Source organism: Caldichromatium japonicum (assembly GCF_011290485.1).
Taxonomy (GTDB): Bacteria; Pseudomonadota; Gammaproteobacteria; order Chromatiales; family Chromatiaceae; genus Thermochromatium; species Thermochromatium japonicum.
In genome coordinates this window covers 1,932,501-1,949,144 of record NZ_CP048029.1, presented here as the reverse complement: position 1 = coordinate 1,949,144, position 16,644 = coordinate 1,932,501, and the positions used below count along the sequence as shown (strand labels likewise).

The following is a 16,644-nucleotide window of genomic DNA, read 5'->3' as shown; positions in this document are numbered from 1 at the left end:
AGGCCCTCGCCCGTGGGGGTAAGTCATCGACTGGCCCCGCCCCCTAGTCATGGCGGCCTTGGTAAGGCCCCCGCTTATCAGGCGGCAGGCGCGAGATGGCCTCGTCGCTGCGCTCCTCGCCATGACTGGAAAGATGCCCCGCGCACTGACAAAGATGGTCATTGCGAGCGCAGCGAAGCAATCTCCGTCGCCCAGGCTAGAGCCCTTCAAGAGATTGCTTCGTCGCTTCGCTCCTCGCAATGACCGGTAGGATGCTTCTCGCAATGATGGAAGGTGTCATGGCAAACACCTCACTGTCATTGCGAGCGTAGCGAAGCACTCCCAAGCAGACATTCAGGGAAAGCGGCCCTGATCGCCGTGCAGCTGGTGCCAAGGCAGCGGTCAGCCCGTACCGGGGGGTAGGGTGCTCATTTCCCCTCGATGGCTTCAACCGGTGGATGATGTGTCCTGCGCCTCAGCGAGCGCCCGATCAGCGGCCTCCAGGGCGGCCATGATCCCCGATTGCAACCACTGGCCCAATTCGTTCTCCAGAATCTCAGACTGCTCGAGGTCCGACAGGGGGGCGATGAAGGGCCGATTGATCTGAAGCTCTAGACCCAGGGGCAAGGGCTCAGCCAGCCAAGGCATGAGCTCGAGCATTTGTTCGATCGCAGCCAGCACCCGCTGGGGTTCGCCAAGTTCGGAATAGATGCGGATCAGGGCCAGGCTGGTCCCGATATGCCGGTCGCCCCGATCCGACAGGGCCTGAAAGAGATCGCGGCCTTTTAAGAACCAAGCCTGCCGCTCTTCGTTGCTGAGTGAGGCGTCCTGCGAGGCTAGATAGGCATCGAGCGCCTGTTCATAGTCGTTCCAATAGGGATCGCCCTCCCGATCGGCGATCTGCCAGCCGATCAACGAGGATTGGGCATAGGGGTAAGCAGCTAGATGGGTCGGCCAGTGGGCTTGGGTCATGGTTTAAATCTCGCTTATTGAGTGAAGGTATGGGCATCAGCCTAGATCCCGGACCCTGAGTGCATGCCCCGCACACCACTGCTGCCACATCTGGCGATAGGCCCGTTCCATGGCCTGGGTGAACCCCACCTCATCGCGCAGGGGGCTGGCCTCGAGTTCGGCGCGTAAGGAGGCGCGGATCGCGGCCAGGCGATCGAGGTCAGTGGCCAGCTCCACCGCCTTTTCGATGTACTCCTCCTCGGTCTGGGCGATCCATTCGGGGTGTCCCAAGGCCGTCAGGATGGCGCTGCCGATTCGCCCCACACTCGGGCGCTCGGCAAGGGTGACCACGGGGATACCCATATAGAGTGATTCGACCAGGGTTGTCCCCGAATTATGGGGAAAGCAATCCAAGCTGATATCGATGTCTCGCAGCAGGTCCCAAGGGGGGCTATGACAGCCCATCACGAGACGTTCGCGCGCAATCCCATGCGCGGTAAAGCGCGCCGCCCATTGCTCTTGGATCGCTGGGCTCTGGAAGCTCTTGGAATCAAGCACCAGCTGCGAACCTGGAACGCGTTTGAGGATCGCCGACCATACCCGGATGACGCGATGATTAACACGAACGCCCCTGCTCAGGGTGGCAAAGGTCACAAGGCCTTTAGTGATGGCCGGCAGGGGGCCCGGATCACCCATCGCCGGGTTAGGGCGATAGGCAATGAACGGGCGTTCCAGGCGCCAGAGACGTTCAGAAAATAACGGCTCGCAGCCCGGGGGGGTCAACACCGGGTCGGTGAGGAAATAGTCAACGGCCGACAGACCAGTGGTATAGCCATAACCCAGCCAGGTCAAGGAAACCGGTGCCGGCCGGCGGGCAAAGATCCCTAACCGATTGCCCGCGGTGTGACCGGCAAGATCGACCAGGATGTCGATCTGGTCGGCACGGATGCGCGCCACTACCGCCGCATCATCCAAGGCAGCAATCGGCACCCAATGATCGACCAGTTTACGATAACGGAGGCTCAGATGATCGAAGCTGACGTTTTGCACATAGGCAAAGATCTCAAACTGCTCATGGTCATGATGGGCAAGCAGAGGTTCTAGGAAATGACTCGTTGAATGCGAACGAAAGTCTGCCGAGACATAGCCAATGCGCAACCGCCGATCCACCCTCGGGTCATTCAAATGGGGGGGGCAGGTATCGCGATGAGGTAACCCAAAACGCTGTTCGAATGCCTGATAGGCGCCAAAGATCTCTTCAGGCGAGAGATCTGGATGATAATTAATCGCAAATAATTTATTGGAAAAATAACTCTGCCAATCTGGCTTAAGCTGGATAGCCTGATCATAGGCATCTATCGCCTCATTGATTTGCCCGATATCTTGCAAAATCAATGCAAGATTGTTATAGGCCTGATGTGAATGTGGATAAATATCAAGCGCCTTGCGATGCATTGCCAAGGCCTCATCAAAGCGCCCTAGATAGCCATAGGCCGTTCCCAGGTTATAATAAATCTCAGGCTGATTTGGGGTGATTTTCTGGGCCTTTTTAAAAAATTCAACAGCCTCTTCAATCGACGGACTATTTTTATCTAAGTCGAGGAGAGACAGGCCTTTGCCATTTAAGGCTGGCGAGTGATTTTCGTCGATTTGTAGGGCTCGTTCATAGCATGAAAGTGCCTCCTTGATTCGCGATTGGTAGCGCAGTGCATTGCCTAGCGCGCTGAGTGACTCAGGATCCTTCTTGTTCATTGCGATTGCCCGAAGCAGGCGTTCCTCGGCCTCTTGATAGCGCTCAAGAAATAAGCTAGCGACACCAGCGAGCTTCCAGCCAAAGGGATCATTTGGGTAGAGCTGAATAAACCTAAGTGCTGCACTTTCGCACTCATCATATCTTTTTTCATTAAACAATTTTAAAATTAGAAGCCGCCGTGATTTTTGGAGGGGATCGGTAGACATTGTTGGTCTCCATGCGGAGGTCAATGGCTTGATAGAGGGGACGATTTTATGGCCGAGTTTATTGATCCGAAGCCTATGAACTTATATTACGCGGCATCATGGAGCTTGGGATGCTGGAAGTAGCGCATGATGCGTTGGGGGGAATTGAGAAGGCGGCGCAGGTGGCTGACGGTCGCCTTCTTCAGATCGTCCTTGGCGCGGGAGGGCGCCTGCGCGGTGATGGTGGCCTTGAGCATCTCGTTGGGGTTCAGTGCTGGGCTGTAGGGGGGGAGGGAGGAGGCCTCGATTTGATTGGCGCATGCAGCCAGCCAGGCCTTGACTGGCTTGGTGTGATGCACGCGCAGGTTGTCGAGGATGAGGAAGATCTTCTTGCCCCTGGCGTCCTTGACGAGCCGCTTCATGAAGTCGATCAGGATGTCGGCGTTCATCGCCCCCGCGAACGCCTTCCGACGCACCTTGCCGCGGTTGGTCAGCGTCGAGATCACCGACAGGCCTTCGCGACGGTGCGTGACGCGAATCTCGGACGTCTTGCCCACCTGTGGGCTTTGCTCATAGGCGCGCCGAATCGGTTTCTGGGGCGTCAATCCCCAGCGCGCCATGTACTTGCCTTCCCCCTGCGGCCTGAGCTCGATGCCAAAACAGCCGAGGATCAACTGCCGCACCGCCTGCCGGCTCCACAGCGCAAACGGCAGCTTCAGCTCATCCGGTGTCCCGTCGCACATGAGCTTGCGTATCTGGGCGTCCTGCTCCGCCAACAGCGCCCGCTTCTCACCCACCTTGCGCCCACCCCGCTTGTCCTTGGGCCCCTTCGCGCGCCGCAAACGACAGCAATCTCATGTCTCGTCTTTCCATGCCCACGACATCAGGACAGCTCACTCAATTTCAAAAGCATGTGTTTCTTATCAATAAGCAAAGACCTCCAGGTGCGGGATAGCTATCACCCACTGCCCGCCCCAGCTGCGGACATAGGCAAGCTGACCCATGAGCTCGGCGCGCAGGTTCCAGGGCAAGAGCAGGACATAGTCTGGCTGCGTCTCGGCGAGCCTGTCCTCGGCAACGATCGGGATGCGGCTGCCGGGCAGAAAGCGCCCTTGTTTGGCTGGGTTGCGATCGACCACATAGGGCAGAAGGTCGGGTCGTACGCCGGCGAAATTCAATAGGGTATTCCCCTTGGCGGCGGCACCATAACCGACGACCTGTTTCCCCTGTTCATGGGCCGCGAGCAGGAAGCGCAACAGATCATGGCGGATACGCTCGGCACGCGCTTGAAAGCCTCTATAGGCCGCCGTTGTCTCAAGACCCGCGGCGCGCTCACGCCCTAACAGGGCATCGACCTCCCGGCTACGCGGCTGGCTGCCCGAATCGATGCGCTGGGCAAAGACCCGCAGGCTGCCGCCATGGGTGGGCAGCTCCTCGACAGCGAAGACCGCAAGCCCATTGGCGGCAAAGATCCGCTCGACGACAGAGAGCGAGAGATAGGAAAAATGCTCGTGATACAGGGTATCGAACTGGGTCTCGGCAAGCAGGCGCAGCAGGTGAGGAAACTCGCAGCTCGCCACCCCCTGGGGGTGTAACAGCAGGGCGATGCCGCGCACAAAGTCATTGATGTCTGGGACATGCGCCAGGACGTTATTGGCGATGATGAGGTCTGACCGCTGACCGTTTGCCACCAGGGTCTCGGCCAGCCTCTGACCAAAGAACGCCTCGATGATCTCCAGGCCCTTGCTGCGGGCGATGGCCGCCGCTGCTGCGGTCGGCTCGATCCCCAGACAGGGGATGCCGCGCCTCTGGACATATTGCAGGAGATAGCCATCATTGGCCCCCAGCTCGATGACTAGATGATCAGCCCCCAGCCCAAAGCGGGCAACAGCCATGTCCACAAAGTCTTCGGCATGTTTAAGCCAGGTCTTTGAGACACTGCTGAAGTAGGCATAGTCTGGACGAAAGAGCTCCTCGCGCCGCGCAGAGTCCTGGGTCTGGACCAGCCAGCACTGCTCGCAGACCAGGACGCGCAGGGGATACCAGAGCTCAGGGGCATCGAGGTCTTCGGCTCTGAGATAGGCATTGGAGGGTGGGGCGCTGCCGAGATCGGCCAGCAGCAGGCGCAAGGGCGCTCGGCAATGGCGGCACACCGGCACATTCATAGATTCACCCCGCCAAACCCCTGATCGATATAGGGAAGGGTACGGTCGCGGTCTGACAGATCCCCCAGCGGTAGGGGCCAGGGGATGGCCAGACGCGGATCGGCCGGATGGAACCCCCCTTCGGCCGCTGGCGCATAGGCCGAGGTATGCAGGTAAAGGAGCTCGCAGTCATCGCTCAGAGTCTGGAAACCATGGGCACAGCCCTCAGGGATCACCAGCATCCGCCTGTTCTCGCCGCTGAGCCGCATGGCATGCCAGCCAAGAAAGCTGGGGGAACCGGCGCGCAGATCGACCGCGACATCGAAGATCTCGCCCTGCAAACAGGTCACGATCTTGATCTCGGCATGAGGTGGGTACTGGAAATGCAGGCCGCGCACGGTACCGCGGCGGCGGGTGAGGCTGCGGTTGACCTGAACGATGGGCTTGCCGCCGGTGATCGGCTCAAGCTCGAGGGCACAAAATAGACGATCAAACCAGCCCCGCTGATCCTCGATCGGCTGGCGTTCAATAACCACCACCCCGTCAATCGACGTCGGCTGCAGGCGCAGGCGTTGGGACATGACAGCGTTTGGGTCGTAGAAGTCCTTAGAAGCCTGTACTGCCCGCAGTTGATTGGACACTGATTTGCAGTTCATGCGGCCTTTTGGAGGGCATAAGCCTGCCGGGCTTCGAGGGGTGACATGAAGCCCAGTTTTTCGAGTCGCCAGTGGCGATTGTAACGATTCCTGAACTCGGTGACAGCCTGCCGGACTTCTTTAAGGTTGCAAAAGAGGCGTGCGTGGATGGCCTGCTCCTTCAGCGTCCGATTGAAGCGTTCGGTCACGCCATTGGTCTGGGGCTCAGCAACAAAGGCGAGGCTCTGGTCGATACCCCAGAACGCGATCTGTTTCAGGAAGTCGTCGGCGGTGTATTGCGTGCCATGATCCATGCGCAGCTTGAGCCCCTTGCCGGCGTAGGCGGCGGTAGTGCTGAACTCGGCCTGAAGCCCTATGGATACTGACACAGCAGGCGTCGACGGTCTGGATGCGGATGCCGTCGGTGCCCCACATCTGGTTCGGCGCCTCGGCCTGGATCGACCCATCGTGGGCAGAGGGCGAACCCTGCGGTACCCGGTGCGGCGACAGCAAACCGTTGAAACTGTCGAAAAAGGGGCGAATCCACCTTAAAAGATTGGGGTTTACTCTGGCAGAGGTGACCCCATGCCAAAATTCAAACCCTGCAACTACGCCCAAATGACTATGCTGCCCATCTCCCTCGAAAACCAGATCCTCCCCGGCAGCCTGGAGCACACCATCCACGAAGTGGTCGAAAAGCACATGGACCTTTCGGTCTTCGACCAGCGCTACAACAACGACGAAACCGGCGCAACCGCCATTCACCCCAAAATCCTGCTCAAAGTCATTTTGCTGGCTTACGCCCGCGGCTTGCTCAGTTCCCGACAAATCGAGCGCGCCTGCGTCGAAAACGTCACCTTCATCGCGCTCGCCTGCGGCTATTCCCCCGACCACAGCACCATCGCCAACTTCGTCTCAACCATGCAGGAAGAAATCGAGAGCCTCTTCTGCGACGTCCTGCTGGTCTGCGAAGAGATGAACCTGCTCGGCGGCTCGCACTTCAGCCTGGATGGGGTCAAACTCTCCGCCAACGTCTCCAAAGAGTGGAGCGGCACCTTCGACGAACTCAAGCGCAAGCGCGATAAGTTGCAGGAGAAACTGCAGCAGGCGATGGCAGAGCATCGGCAGGCCGACGCCCAGCCCGAGGTCGAGTTGGAACGCCAGCAGCAGCGCGAGAGACGCCTACAGCGGGCAGTCGAACGGTTGGAGCAGTTCCTGCAGAGCGAACAGCCCAAGACCGGCAGCGACGGCAAAGAAATCCAGAGCAACGCGGTGGACAACGAATCGGTCAAGATGCCCACCGCCCACGGCGTCGTGCAGGGCTACAACGCCCAGGCGCTGGTTGATTCCAAACATCAAATCATCCTCGCCGCCGAAGCCTTCGCCACCCAGGACCATGACAATCTCGAGCCAATGTTGACGGGTGCGAAAAAGAATCTCAAGGCGATTGGCAAGGACGAGACCTTCTTTCAGGGCAAGACCCTGACCGCAGACAGCAACTATCATAGTGTGGAGAGCCTGGCGTTCTGCCAGACTGAAGGAGTGGACGCCTACATCCCCGACATCCACTTCCGCAAACGGGATGAGCGCTTCGCCGATCGAGACCGTTTCAAGGGTGGACAGCAGAAAGAAGCGCCCTTCTCGCTGACGGATTTCACGTTCGACCCCGACCGACAACGGTATCTCTGTCCCCAGGGCAGGGAACTCACCCTGCACGCCCGCAGCCAGCGCAACCGCTATCGCATCTACGACGTCTACCACGCCCGCCCCCAGGACTGCGCCGCCTGCCCGCTGCGCGAACGCTGTTTGAGCAAGCCCTCCGCTTCCCGCCGCTATCTCTCCGTTCCGACCGCGCAGCCGCCCAATCTGCTCGACGAGATGAAAGCCAAAATTGACGCTCCACAGGGCAAAAAGATTTACGCCCGCCGTTTAGCGATTGTCGAGCCGGTCTTTGCAAACATTTGCGTTCACAAACACATGAACCGCTTCACGCTGCGCTCGAAAGCCAAAGTGGATGCACAATGGAGATTGTACGCACTGGTGCACAATATCGGTAAAATCTGCGTGTTTGGGACGTTGAATTAGCCGAGAACAAGAGGAGAATTCCCACCCCAACCGCCTGGCATGCCCCCTCATCCCGCCGCCAAGCCGCCCCAGGCAGGTTTCGCTCCGCGAAAAACGGTTTTTCGACAGTTTCGTTGGGCGGCTACTCGCCAAGCAGAAAACGTGAGGAAGATTAATGAAATATGCAATCGGGAAAAGAAGTGAAGTTTTGGAAATAGTGATCGGCGAACTGGCTAAAGCGAAAAGCGAAGGTTCAGAAGGTGCGTTCGTTTTTTTACCAGAAATCGGTAGAGTTAACGTAATTTTTAACGCCGCCCAACAAAACGTGCAGCCGACCGCCTCTGGCGCAGGTATGCGTGCGCGCATTGGTCGCTGGCTTATCTCTTTGGGTCAATCCCTTATTCAAAACGGCGGCGGCTAACGCAAACCGTTGGCTGGCAATTCCAAGCATCATGCGGGGTATAATTAGGCTATGAAAAGTTCTCTTTCTGAGATCAAAGAACCATCTGCTGAATACGCGCGAAATAAAGAGATTCCAACTTTTTTTGGACAACAAATGCTTAAGGGGACTATTTTTGATATTAATGAATCTCAAATAGACCCTAATACGCCCACGTTGTTCTATTCCCATCCTCACGGAGAAATATGGGTTGGTGATGCTATCGCTTGGCTTCGCTCTCTGGAAACCGAATCGGTTGATATGATTTTTGCGGACCCACCCTATAACATCAAGAAGGCGGAATGGGATACCTTTGAATCTCAAGAAGAGTATGTCGAATGGTCATTGTTGTGGATACGGGAAGCAGCTAGAGTACTAAAGCCTAGTGGTACTCTGTATATTTGTGGATTTTCTGAAATAATTGCCGACTTAAAATTGCCAGCCTCTCGGTTTTTCAAGGGATGTCGTTGGCTCATCTGGCACTATAAGAACAAAGCCAATCTTGGTTCGGATTGGGGGCGTTCCCATGAAAGCATTCTTCACTTCAGAAAGAGCAAGAATTTTACTTTCAACATTGATGATGTACGCATTCCTTATGGCAACCATACCCTAAAGTATCCTGAGCATCCACAAGCTGAGACCAGTCAATATGGAAAAGGCAATGGAAGAAAAAATACTATATGGCAACCACACCCACGTGGTGCCAAGCCCAGGGACGTTATCGAAATACCTACGACTTGTAATGGAATGCACGAAAAAACACCTCACCCAACGCAGAAACCAGAAGAACTTTTGCGCAAGTTGGTCCTAGCCTCGTCGAATGTTGGAGATTTGATTGTAGACCCATTTCTTGGCTCTGGAACTACCGCTGTTGTTGCTGAACAGCTTCGACGCAATTGGAAAGGTTGTGATATTTCTCTAGAATATTGCCGATGGGCTGTCAGGCGTATTGAGTTGGTGGAAGATTGGCCAATAGAGAAGTGGATTCAATATGATTTTGAAAATGCCGAGAGAAGGAAATCTATTCGATGAAAGAAATCACATTGGTAGATTTACAAACCAGTGTTCGAGACACGAGCGCGTTTAATAGGCTGCAAGACTATTATCAGCTATGCAAAGCCTTCCTTGGGCTTATGCAGAAAATGCAGCCAACCTGCATTATCTCTCCAACGCATAACAATTATATGTTCTATCAGTATGACAAAGATTACGGTTATAGAATCACTCGACCTCTAAATACGAATTTATTTATCGAGTCAGAAAACGAATTCAATACCGCCTTTCAACGATTTATGTCATTTCTCGCCGATCTCAAGCGACATCAGGACGCGATACTTGACCAAGAAAGTGCCAGAAGATATATCGAAACTGCCGAGATAAACAGAGTCGTTTACACAGTGCAGCAATCTATTGGCAGTATTGGGGATTCGTTTGAGAATCCCAATCAGTCAAGAAAGCGCGTAGGACAGCTTTTTGAAGTTCTTGTCAAGCTTATCATCCAAGAAGTGGGGTTAGAATGCGAACCTCGCACCATAAGCATTCCAATACCTGGTTATACAGGTTATGAGATGTCTTACGAGCTAGATTTGGTGTTCTCTCGCAACAAAGCTATTGTTGCCGCCGAAACCAGATTCATCCATGAAACGGAAATCGTTGGCTCTGTAAAAACTACAAGCAAAGATCGAATTGACAAGGTTTTTCTTGACAAGTATTTGTTGACCAAATTGCTGGGAAGAGAAGTTCCTGTTATTGCTGTCTTTTTGCACGATGTTCAAAGAGCGAAAGCTGGCAATAGCATTTTTGGAATCAATTCAACTTTCAAAAGCAACCATTTTCTAGGGTATACCGTGGCGTTGAATAGGTTAGACGGTGTGTACTATGTTGACCCACGCCCAGAAATGCTCGCCAACGATAGACTTCGAGAACAGATCAAAGACTTTCAAACGTTTTTGGTCCAAGATTTGTGGCGATTGTCCGTCAGATAAGAGTTTGCTTATCAGAAATTGCCAGCCAACACGCGCTTCCACCTGACGCCGCTTCGCGGCGCAGGTGAAGCGCAGGCCGTTGGGCGCTGGAAGGGAAATGGAGTTTTGAACCTTGTGAATTGAGCCGCTTTGCCGCGATGTGCGCGCTGTGCGCCTGCGAATGGGATACTGCCTGCCGTGAGGGGCATAGGCGCGGGGTGTCTGGGCGATGTCCGTTTGCCAGCCGTGACGCCCGCCGATGGGATGGTGAAGGCGGCAGGCAGGGACGGGTGAACTGCCTGGGCTGGCGGATGAACGGTCAACGCGCCGGGCTGGCAAAGGCGCGGGTCAGCAGGCGGGTGTTTGGGGCGTGAGGTCTGGCGTGGCAGGCGGCGGGCTTCGGGTTGGCGACAGCGACTTGCCTGTCCGTGTGTGTGGCGAGAGGCGGCGCAGGTCGGTTGTGTCGGTTTGCGTGGCAGGCGGTCGAGCGGTAGTTGAATCTTGCCTGCAAATTTGCTATGATGTCGTCAGAGTTGCGGGTTGATGGTTCTTTGCCAGCCGAGAGAAAGGCGTCTTTCGGGCAGGGTGTCTTGCTCCAGTCCTCGAATGCGCCCAACACCGCTTGCACCTGACTGGCGGGATTCTGCGCCGTTTTTGGGCTTTTTCTACACTCGAACAGAATCCTGCTCTTCAGCCGACTCCACGCCCGCCCGCCAGCAGGTAAAGCCAACCGTTGAAACTGTCGAAAAAGGGGCGAATCCACCTTAAACGATTGGGGTTTACTCTGGCAGAGGTGACCCCATGCCAAAATTCAAACCCTGCAACTACGCCCAAATGACTATGCTGCCCATCTCCCTCGAAAACCAGATCCTCCCGGGCAGCCTGGAGCACACCATTCACGAAGTGGTCGAAAAGCACATGGACCTTTCGGTCTTCGACCAGCGCTACAACAACGACGAAACAGGCGCAACCGCCATTCATCCCAAAATCCTGCTCAAAGTCATTTTGCTGGCTTACGCCCGCGGCTTGCTCAGTTCCCGACAAATCGAGCGCGCCTGCGTCGAAAACGTCACCTTCATCGCGCTCGCCTGCGGGTATTCCCCCGACCACAGCACCATCGCCAACTTCGTCTCAACCATGCAGGCAGAAATCGAGAGCCTCTTCTGCGACGTCCTGCTGGTGTGCGAAGAGATGAACCTGCTCGGCGGCTCGCACTTCAGCCTGGACGGGGTCAAACTCTCCGCCAACGTCTCCAAAGAGTGGAGCGGCACCTTCGACGAACTCAAGCGCAAGCGCGATAAGTTGCAGGAGAAACTGCAGCAGGCGATGGCAGAGCATCGGCAGGCCGACGCCCAGCCCGAGGTCGAGTTGGAACGCCAGCAGCAGCGCGAGAGACGCCTGCAGCGGGCAGTCGAACGGTTGGAGCAGTTCCTGCAGAGCGAACAGCCCAAGACCGGCAGCGACGGCAAAGAAATCCAGAGCAACGCGGTGGACAACGAATCGGTCAAGATGCCCACCGCCCACGGCGTCGTGCAGGGCTACAACGCCCAGGCGCTGGTTGATTCCAAACATCAAATCATCCTCGCCGCCGAAGCCTTCGCCACCCAGGACCATGACAACCTCGAGCCAATGTTGACGGGTGCGAAAAAGAATCTCAAGGCGATTGGCAAGGACGAGACCTTCTTTCAGGGCAAGACCCTGACCGCAGACAGCAACTATCATAGTGTGGAGAGCCTGACGTTCTGCCAGACTGAAGGAGTGGACGCCTACATCCCCGACATCCAGTTCCGCAAACGCGATGAGCGCTTCGCCGATCGAGACCGTTTCAAGGGTGGACAGCAGAAAGAAGCGCCCTTCTCGCTGACGGATTTCACGTTCGACCCCGACCGACAACGGTATCTCTGTCCCCAGGGGCGGGAACTGACCCTGCACGCCCGCAGCCAGCGCAACCGCTATCGCATCTACGACGTCTACCACGCCCGCCCCCAGGACTGCGCCGCCTGTCCGCTGCGCGAACGCTGCCTGAGCAAGCCCTCCGCTTCCCGCCGCTATCTCTCCGTTCCGACCACACAGCCGCCCAATCTGCTCGACGAGATGAAAGCCAAAATTGACAGTCCACAGGGCAAGAAGATTTACGCCCGCCGTTTAGCGATGGTCGAGCCGGTCTTTGCAAACATTTGCGTTCACAAACACATGAACCGATTCACGCTGCGCTCGAAAGCCAAAGTGGATGTACAATGGAGATTGTACGCACTGGTGCACAATATCGGTAAAATCTGCGTGTTTGGGACGTTGAATTAGCCGAGAACGAGAGCAAATCTCTGCCTCAACCGCCTGGCATGCCCCCTCACCCCGCCGCGCCAGCCGCCCCAGGCAGGTTTCGCTCCGCGAAAAACGGTTTTTCGACAGTTTCGTTCTCGCGCATCAGGCGGCAGACGCGATCCTTGGACACGCGGATGCCAGAAAGGATGCGCAGCCGCGCCCCGACCTTGCGATGGCCTTCGCCGACGAACGGCGAAGCTTCTAGGTCAGCTCGAATGGCGGCCAGTAGGTCGACGTCAGAAATCTTCGGCTTCGGTCCGCGCCGCGTCGGATGCAGCAGAACCACCTTGGCGCTCTCTCTGGACTGCTGGGCGTCAAGGGTCGAGCGGGCGAACTCCAGTACCCGGCGAGATCATCTGGCTCATCGCAACGACCTCCTGCCGACCCAAGGACGCTTCGCCTGCCTTTCCTTGCGCAGGATCTCGACTTGCATCACCAACTCGCCAATGCGCCAGTTGGCATCATCGCGTTGTTTCTCAACCGGATCGTTCTCGCCTTCCTTGAGCCCTGCATCGATCCCCGCCAGCGCCCGGTCGCGCCACTCCTCCAGCCGGTATATCGGCACCGCCAGCTCACGCAACAGGGCATCCACCAATTCGCCCCACAGCAGGCGCAGCACGACTTGTTTCTTCCGCCCCGACGACCAGCGCTTGACCTCGCCCGCCGCGCTACGCGCCCCTTCCAGCGCACCCAGCGCAACCCCACCACCTTCACTCTCATTCAGCATTTCCCGCTCCTTCTTCACACACGTCTATTTACCCCAATTGCGTGTCCAAAAGAATTGCGGGCAGGGCAGAGCCTTGGACGCATCGGAATTGGTGATACCTTCTGGGTTAGCTTGGGCTAGCTCAAGAACCGCGGCTTTTAGGAGTTCCAAGCCAATGTGCGCCTTTTCGACAACGCCAGCGGGAACCGCTAGATTTCGCCGAGTTTTTGGTGTGACGCCAGACGGCATTACCGAGTTTGTGAGAAGCCCGTCTGTGTCTTCAGTGCCGAACGCCGCGATTATTGATCCGAAACCAATGAACTTAATATTACGCGGCATCATGGAGCTTGGGATGCTGGAAGTAGCGCATGATGCGTTGGGGGGAATTGAGAAGGCGGCGCAGGTGGCTGACGGTCGCCTTCTTCAGATCGCCCTTGGTGCGGGAGGGCGCCTGCGCGGTGATGGTGACCTTGAGCATCTCGTTGGGGTTCAGTGCTGGGCTGTAGGGGGGGAGGGAGGAGGCCTCGATTTGATTGGCGCATGCAGCCAGCCAGGCCTTGACTGGCTTGGTGTGATGCACGTGCAGGTTGTCGAGGATGAGGAAGATCTTCTTGCCCCTGGCGTCCTTGACGAGCCGCTTCATGAAGTCGATCAGGATGTCGGCGTTCATCGCCCCCGCGAACACCTTCCGACGCACCTTGCCGCGGTTGGTCAGCGTCGAGATCACCGACAGGCCTTCGCGACGGTGCGTGACGCGAATCTCGGAGGTCTTGATCGCCGGCGCATAAGAGCGCCCGCTTCTCGCCCATCTTGCGCCCACCCCCCTTGTCCTTGAGCCCCTTCGCGCGCCGCAAACGACAGCAATCTCATGTCTCGTCTTTCCATGCCCACGACATCAGGACAGCTCACTCAATTTCAAAAGCATGTGTTTCTTATCAATAATTCATCGGCAAGCACTGCCGTCACGACTTCGTATCCTTGTTCTTGAATTTCAGCGATGCGTTTTCCCTTGCGCGTCGCGTCAACGCGCAAAATGTGATCCCAAGCGCGATTGCCTGAGCCTTTCCCGATGTAGAAGAGCTTTGCCGGAGAAGACCTCGGATCTTTCAGTGCATAAATGTAGTAGGGATTCATGACGTTTGACTGATGCGGCCAAATAGCGGCTAACGTCTAGTGAACGCAGAAAAAGGTGCATAAACCCGATCAGCAAGGTGTCTACTCTGCCAATCAGCGAGATAACATTCTGAATCGTATGAGTTCAACCTCTTACCCTTCGGCGAATACATCTCCTACCGCGCCAGATTCGCCCCCGCCGCCGAAGCTGCTCGACCAGGTGCGCGCGGCTGCAGACGAGACATTACTCCATCCGCGCAGAAGATCAATATGTTTTCTGGATAAGACGTTTCATCTGCTTCCACGGTCTGCGCCATCCGCGCGAGATGGGGGGCGCAGGATGTCGAGGCGTTTTTGCCCGATCTGGCTGTGAATGGCCATGTAGCGGCGTTCACCCAGAACCAGGCGCTTTCGGCGCTGCTGTTTCTCTACCGCGAGGTGCTGGAGATGGATCTGCCGTGATTTCAGCCACAACGAGATTTTGATCCGTGACGGCAAGGGCGCGAAGGATCGGGTGACGATGCTGTGATCATTGACAACCATCGCTAAATAAAGCATACGCAGATCGGGCCTGCGTATGCTTATATTCTTAATCAAAGGGGAATAAACTATGTTATCTCTATCCAGATTCATCCAAGAACTGTTTAGCCAACCGTTTCAATCCATTTTCCTGTAACCGTATTAACCATGAATGAATCCTTACGGCTTGCCGTCGCCGGTGTTGGGGGGCGGATGGGTAAGACCCTGATCCAGGCGATTGCTGAAACCGCTGACCTCGTGCTCGGCGCGGCCACTGAACGCCCCGAAAGCCCTTACATCGGCCAGGATGCAGGTGCGACCGCGGGTATTGGGCAGCTCGGCGTGCCAGTGGTCTCGGATCTGGGTGCGGTCTGCGATCGCTTCGATGTCCTCATCGACTTCACCGCGCCCCAGGCGACCCTAGCCCATCTTGCGCTCTGCCGCGGTGCAGGCAAACGCATGGTGATCGGGACCACGGGCCTCGATGAGGCCCAGCGTGCGGCGATCCACGAGGCAGGGGGGACGATCGGCATCGTCTATGCCCCCAATATGAGCGTGGGGGTCAACCTGTGTCTCAAGCTCCTAGAGATCGCCGCGCGGACCCTGGGCGACACGGTCGATATCGAGATCATCGAGGCCCATCACCGACACAAGGTCGATGCCCCATCGGGGACGGCGCTGCGCATGGGTGAGGTGATGGCCCAGGCCCTCGGGCGCGACCTCAGGTCGGTCGCGGTCTATGGGCGCGAGGGTCATACCGGACCGCGCGCTCGCCAGACCATCGGTTTTGCCACCCTGCGCGCCGGCGATGTGGTGGGGGAACACAGCGTCTGGTTTGCCAGCGAGGGCGAGCGCATTGAGATCGCGCACAAGGCCACCAGCCGCATGACCTTTGCCCAAGGGGCGCTGCGCGCGGCGCGTTGGATCGCCCACCGCACCGGCTGCTTCGACATGCAGGATGTCCTGGGGCTGCGGGGGGTAGGGTAGGGGGCGGCAAACCTGGGACTGTCCAGGCGGAGCGATCCCTGTCACTGCATTTCCCGTGCAGGATGCGCCCTTTGCGGCGCAGAGGGGGGTAGGTGGGCAGCGCTGCGTTCAACGAGATGCTACCGAGGGCGAAGCGGAAAGCAGGCAGATCGATTCTGCAGATACCCTTAAGATCCGTTTGGTCCACCTTTCACCCCACGATCTGCCGCTGGCTCTTGGAGAACTCCAGGCCGACCTCTAGCGCCCTGTTGCGTCAGCGGGACCCAGAGCTCGAACCGGGCTTGGTTCAGGGCCGAGCGCACCTTCGAGATTTGGCGCATCCAGCCAGTGGGTGAGCCGAGCAAGGCTACCTGTTGCATCGTCTCCTGGATCGTTAGACCCACTTTTTTTGGTTTTGAAAAAAGTCAGGTTGTCCTCTTGACATATTTTTTTGGGTAGCTAGAATGCGCGTTCTCTGCGGTGCTGCTGAGGTTTTTTAGGGCTGAGGTGGTGCGGTGGGGTGTTGGAGATCTTTAAGAAGTTGGGGTGAGATGCTTGGTGTGGGGGTTGGTCGTGTTGATGCTGGCCTGCTATGACTGCTGTGCTGAGTAGGTGCGGTGGTGATGGTGGGGAGAGGTATTGACTGTGAAGGTGAGAGTTGAAAAGAAGAGTTTGATCCTGGCTCAGATTGAACGCTGGCGGCACGCTTAACACATGCAAGTCGGACGGCAGCACGGGGGAGTGATGAGCTCTCTGGGTGGCGAGTGGCGGACGGGTGAGTAATGCATGGGAATCTGCCTAGCAGTGGGGGACAACCTGGGGAAACTTGGGCTAATACCGCATGGACCCTGAGGGGGAAAGGGCGCTGAGAGGCGTCTGCTGCTAGATGAGCCCATGTCCGATT

The 16,644-nt window shown here is 56.9% G+C and carries 17 protein-coding genes, 1 rRNA gene and 1 pseudogene (1 of these 19 cut by a window edge); 9 read left to right on the top strand and 10 right to left on the bottom strand.

All coding sequences use genetic code 11. From position 1 onward, the window contains the following. Positions 1-426 precede the first annotated feature (426 nt). The 6 genes from GWK36_RS09545 to GWK36_RS09520 form a co-directional block, all read right to left on the bottom strand. Positions 427-951 carry a hypothetical protein gene (locus GWK36_RS09545; protein WP_166270940.1) on the bottom strand — a complete coding sequence of 175 codons (525 nt, stop codon included), beginning with the start codon at positions 949-951 and terminating at the stop codon, positions 427-429. Between the two features lie 36 nt (positions 952-987). Then, on the bottom strand, positions 988-2,682 hold the full coding sequence (locus GWK36_RS09540) for an O-linked N-acetylglucosamine transferase, SPINDLY family protein (protein WP_246237514.1): 1,695 nt from the start codon (positions 2,680-2,682) through the stop codon (positions 988-990). Between the two features lie 293 nt (positions 2,683-2,975). After that, positions 2,976-3,665 (bottom strand): transposase, encoded by a 690-nt coding sequence (locus GWK36_RS09535; RefSeq protein WP_166270938.1) that lies wholly within the window; start codon positions 3,663-3,665, stop codon positions 2,976-2,978. A 126-nt stretch (positions 3,666-3,791) separates the two neighbouring features. Further along, positions 3,792-5,033: a class I SAM-dependent methyltransferase gene (locus tag GWK36_RS09530; RefSeq protein ID WP_166270937.1), complete on the bottom strand. Its 1,242-nt coding sequence runs from the start codon at positions 5,031-5,033 to the stop codon at positions 3,792-3,794. After that, positions 5,030-5,653 carry a dTDP-4-dehydrorhamnose 3,5-epimerase family protein gene (locus GWK36_RS09525; RefSeq protein ID WP_246237513.1) on the bottom strand — a complete coding sequence of 208 codons (624 nt, stop codon included), beginning with the start codon at positions 5,651-5,653 and terminating at the stop codon, positions 5,030-5,032. The genes GWK36_RS09530 and GWK36_RS09525 overlap by 4 nt, the downstream gene beginning before the upstream one ends. Positions 5,654-5,664: 11 nt before the next feature. Continuing rightward, positions 5,665-6,036 (bottom strand): integrase core domain-containing protein, encoded by a 372-nt coding sequence (locus GWK36_RS09520; RefSeq protein ID WP_166270936.1) that lies wholly within the window; start codon positions 6,034-6,036, stop codon positions 5,665-5,667. A 196-nt stretch (positions 6,037-6,232) separates the two neighbouring features. On the opposite strand from GWK36_RS09520, the gene GWK36_RS09515 reads away from it, so the two are divergent. The 5 genes from GWK36_RS09515 to GWK36_RS09495 all read left to right on the top strand — a co-directional run bounded on the left by GWK36_RS09515 (position 6,233) and on the right by GWK36_RS09495 (position 12,415). Next, on the top strand, positions 6,233-7,732 hold the full coding sequence (locus GWK36_RS09515; protein WP_166270935.1) for an IS1182 family transposase: 1,500 nt from the start codon (positions 6,233-6,235) through the stop codon (positions 7,730-7,732). Positions 7,733-7,886: 154 nt separating this feature from the next. Then, positions 7,887-8,132, top strand: a complete 246-nt coding sequence (locus GWK36_RS09510; protein WP_166270934.1) for a hypothetical protein — start codon at positions 7,887-7,889, stop codon at positions 8,130-8,132. 51 nt (positions 8,133-8,183) lie between these two features. Then, on the top strand, positions 8,184-9,182 hold the full coding sequence (locus GWK36_RS09505) for a DNA-methyltransferase (protein WP_210756749.1): 999 nt from the start codon (positions 8,184-8,186) through the stop codon (positions 9,180-9,182). After that, positions 9,179-10,135, top strand: a complete 957-nt coding sequence (locus tag GWK36_RS09500) for a hypothetical protein (RefSeq protein WP_166270933.1) — start codon at positions 9,179-9,181, stop codon at positions 10,133-10,135. The genes GWK36_RS09505 and GWK36_RS09500 overlap by 4 nt, the downstream gene beginning before the upstream one ends. Positions 10,136-10,915: 780 nt before the next feature. Beyond that, positions 10,916-12,415: an IS1182 family transposase gene (locus GWK36_RS09495; RefSeq protein ID WP_166270932.1), complete on the top strand. Its 1,500-nt coding sequence runs from the start codon at positions 10,916-10,918 to the stop codon at positions 12,413-12,415. Positions 12,416-12,461: 46 nt separating this feature from the next. Here the strand turns inward: GWK36_RS09495 and GWK36_RS09490 are convergent, their stop codons facing one another. The 4 genes from GWK36_RS09490 to GWK36_RS09475 all read right to left on the bottom strand — a co-directional run bounded on the left by GWK36_RS09490 (position 12,462) and on the right by GWK36_RS09475 (position 14,276). After that, positions 12,462-12,722: a transposase gene (locus GWK36_RS09490; protein ID WP_166270931.1), complete on the bottom strand. Its 261-nt coding sequence runs from the start codon at positions 12,720-12,722 to the stop codon at positions 12,462-12,464. A 75-nt stretch (positions 12,723-12,797) separates the two neighbouring features. After that, positions 12,798-13,163: an IS3 family transposase gene (locus GWK36_RS09485; protein ID WP_166270207.1), complete on the bottom strand. Its 366-nt coding sequence runs from the start codon at positions 13,161-13,163 to the stop codon at positions 12,798-12,800. A 307-nt stretch (positions 13,164-13,470) separates the two neighbouring features. Further along, positions 13,471-13,962 (bottom strand): transposase, encoded by a 492-nt coding sequence (locus tag GWK36_RS09480; protein WP_166270930.1) that lies wholly within the window; start codon positions 13,960-13,962, stop codon positions 13,471-13,473. A gap of 95 nt (positions 13,963-14,057) precedes the next feature. Beyond that, positions 14,058-14,276 (bottom strand): GIY-YIG nuclease family protein, encoded by a 219-nt coding sequence (locus tag GWK36_RS09475; RefSeq protein WP_210756748.1) that lies wholly within the window; start codon positions 14,274-14,276, stop codon positions 14,058-14,060. A 146-nt stretch (positions 14,277-14,422) separates the two neighbouring features. On the opposite strand from GWK36_RS09475, the pseudogene GWK36_RS15880 reads away from it, so the two are divergent. The 4 genes and pseudogenes from GWK36_RS15880 to GWK36_RS09460 all read left to right on the top strand — a co-directional run. After that, positions 14,423-14,539 (top strand): annotated as a pseudogene (locus GWK36_RS15880) (hypothetical protein); the annotation flags it as partial. A gap of 85 nt (positions 14,540-14,624) precedes the next feature. Further along, positions 14,625-14,717: a hypothetical protein gene (locus GWK36_RS15020; protein ID WP_246237837.1), complete on the top strand. Its 93-nt coding sequence runs from the start codon at positions 14,625-14,627 to the stop codon at positions 14,715-14,717. Positions 14,718-14,942: 225 nt separating this feature from the next. Then, entirely contained in the window at positions 14,943-15,761 is an 819-nt protein-coding gene (dapB, locus tag GWK36_RS09465) for a 4-hydroxy-tetrahydrodipicolinate reductase (protein WP_166270929.1), read from the top strand. Between the two features lie 639 nt (positions 15,762-16,400). Then, positions 16,401-16,644: ribosomal RNA gene (locus GWK36_RS09460) — 16S ribosomal RNA — on the top strand; it runs 1,292 nt beyond the window's last position.

Bases quoted from the DNA above. Each gene is read 5' to 3' on its own strand.
- GWK36_RS09545 (WP_166270940.1), bottom strand. From the start codon at position 951: ATGACCCAAGCCCACTGGCCGACCCATCTAGCTGCTTACCCCTATGCC.
- GWK36_RS09540 (WP_246237514.1), bottom strand. From the start codon at position 2,682: ATGAACAAGAAGGATCCTGAGTCACTCAGCGCGCTAGGCAATGCACTG.
- GWK36_RS09530 (WP_166270937.1), bottom strand. From the start codon at position 5,033: ATGAATGTGCCGGTGTGCCGCCATTGCCGAGCGCCCTTGCGCCTGCTG.
- GWK36_RS09515 (WP_166270935.1), top strand. From the start codon at position 6,233: ATGCCAAAATTCAAACCCTGCAACTACGCCCAAATGACTATGCTGCCC.
- GWK36_RS09510 (WP_166270934.1), top strand. From the start codon at position 7,887: ATGAAATATGCAATCGGGAAAAGAAGTGAAGTTTTGGAAATAGTGATC.
- GWK36_RS09505 (WP_210756749.1), top strand. From the start codon at position 8,184: ATGAAAAGTTCTCTTTCTGAGATCAAAGAACCATCTGCTGAATACGCG.
- GWK36_RS09500 (WP_166270933.1), top strand. From the start codon at position 9,179: ATGAAAGAAATCACATTGGTAGATTTACAAACCAGTGTTCGAGACACG.
- GWK36_RS09495 (WP_166270932.1), top strand. From the start codon at position 10,916: ATGCCAAAATTCAAACCCTGCAACTACGCCCAAATGACTATGCTGCCC.
- GWK36_RS09485 (WP_166270207.1), bottom strand. From the start codon at position 13,163: ATGCTGAATGAGAGTGAAGGTGGTGGGGTTGCGCTGGGTGCGCTGGAA.
- GWK36_RS09475 (WP_210756748.1), bottom strand. From the start codon at position 14,276: ATGAATCCCTACTACATTTATGCACTGAAAGATCCGAGGTCTTCTCCG.
- dapB (WP_166270929.1), top strand. From the start codon at position 14,943: ATGAATGAATCCTTACGGCTTGCCGTCGCCGGTGTTGGGGGGCGGATG.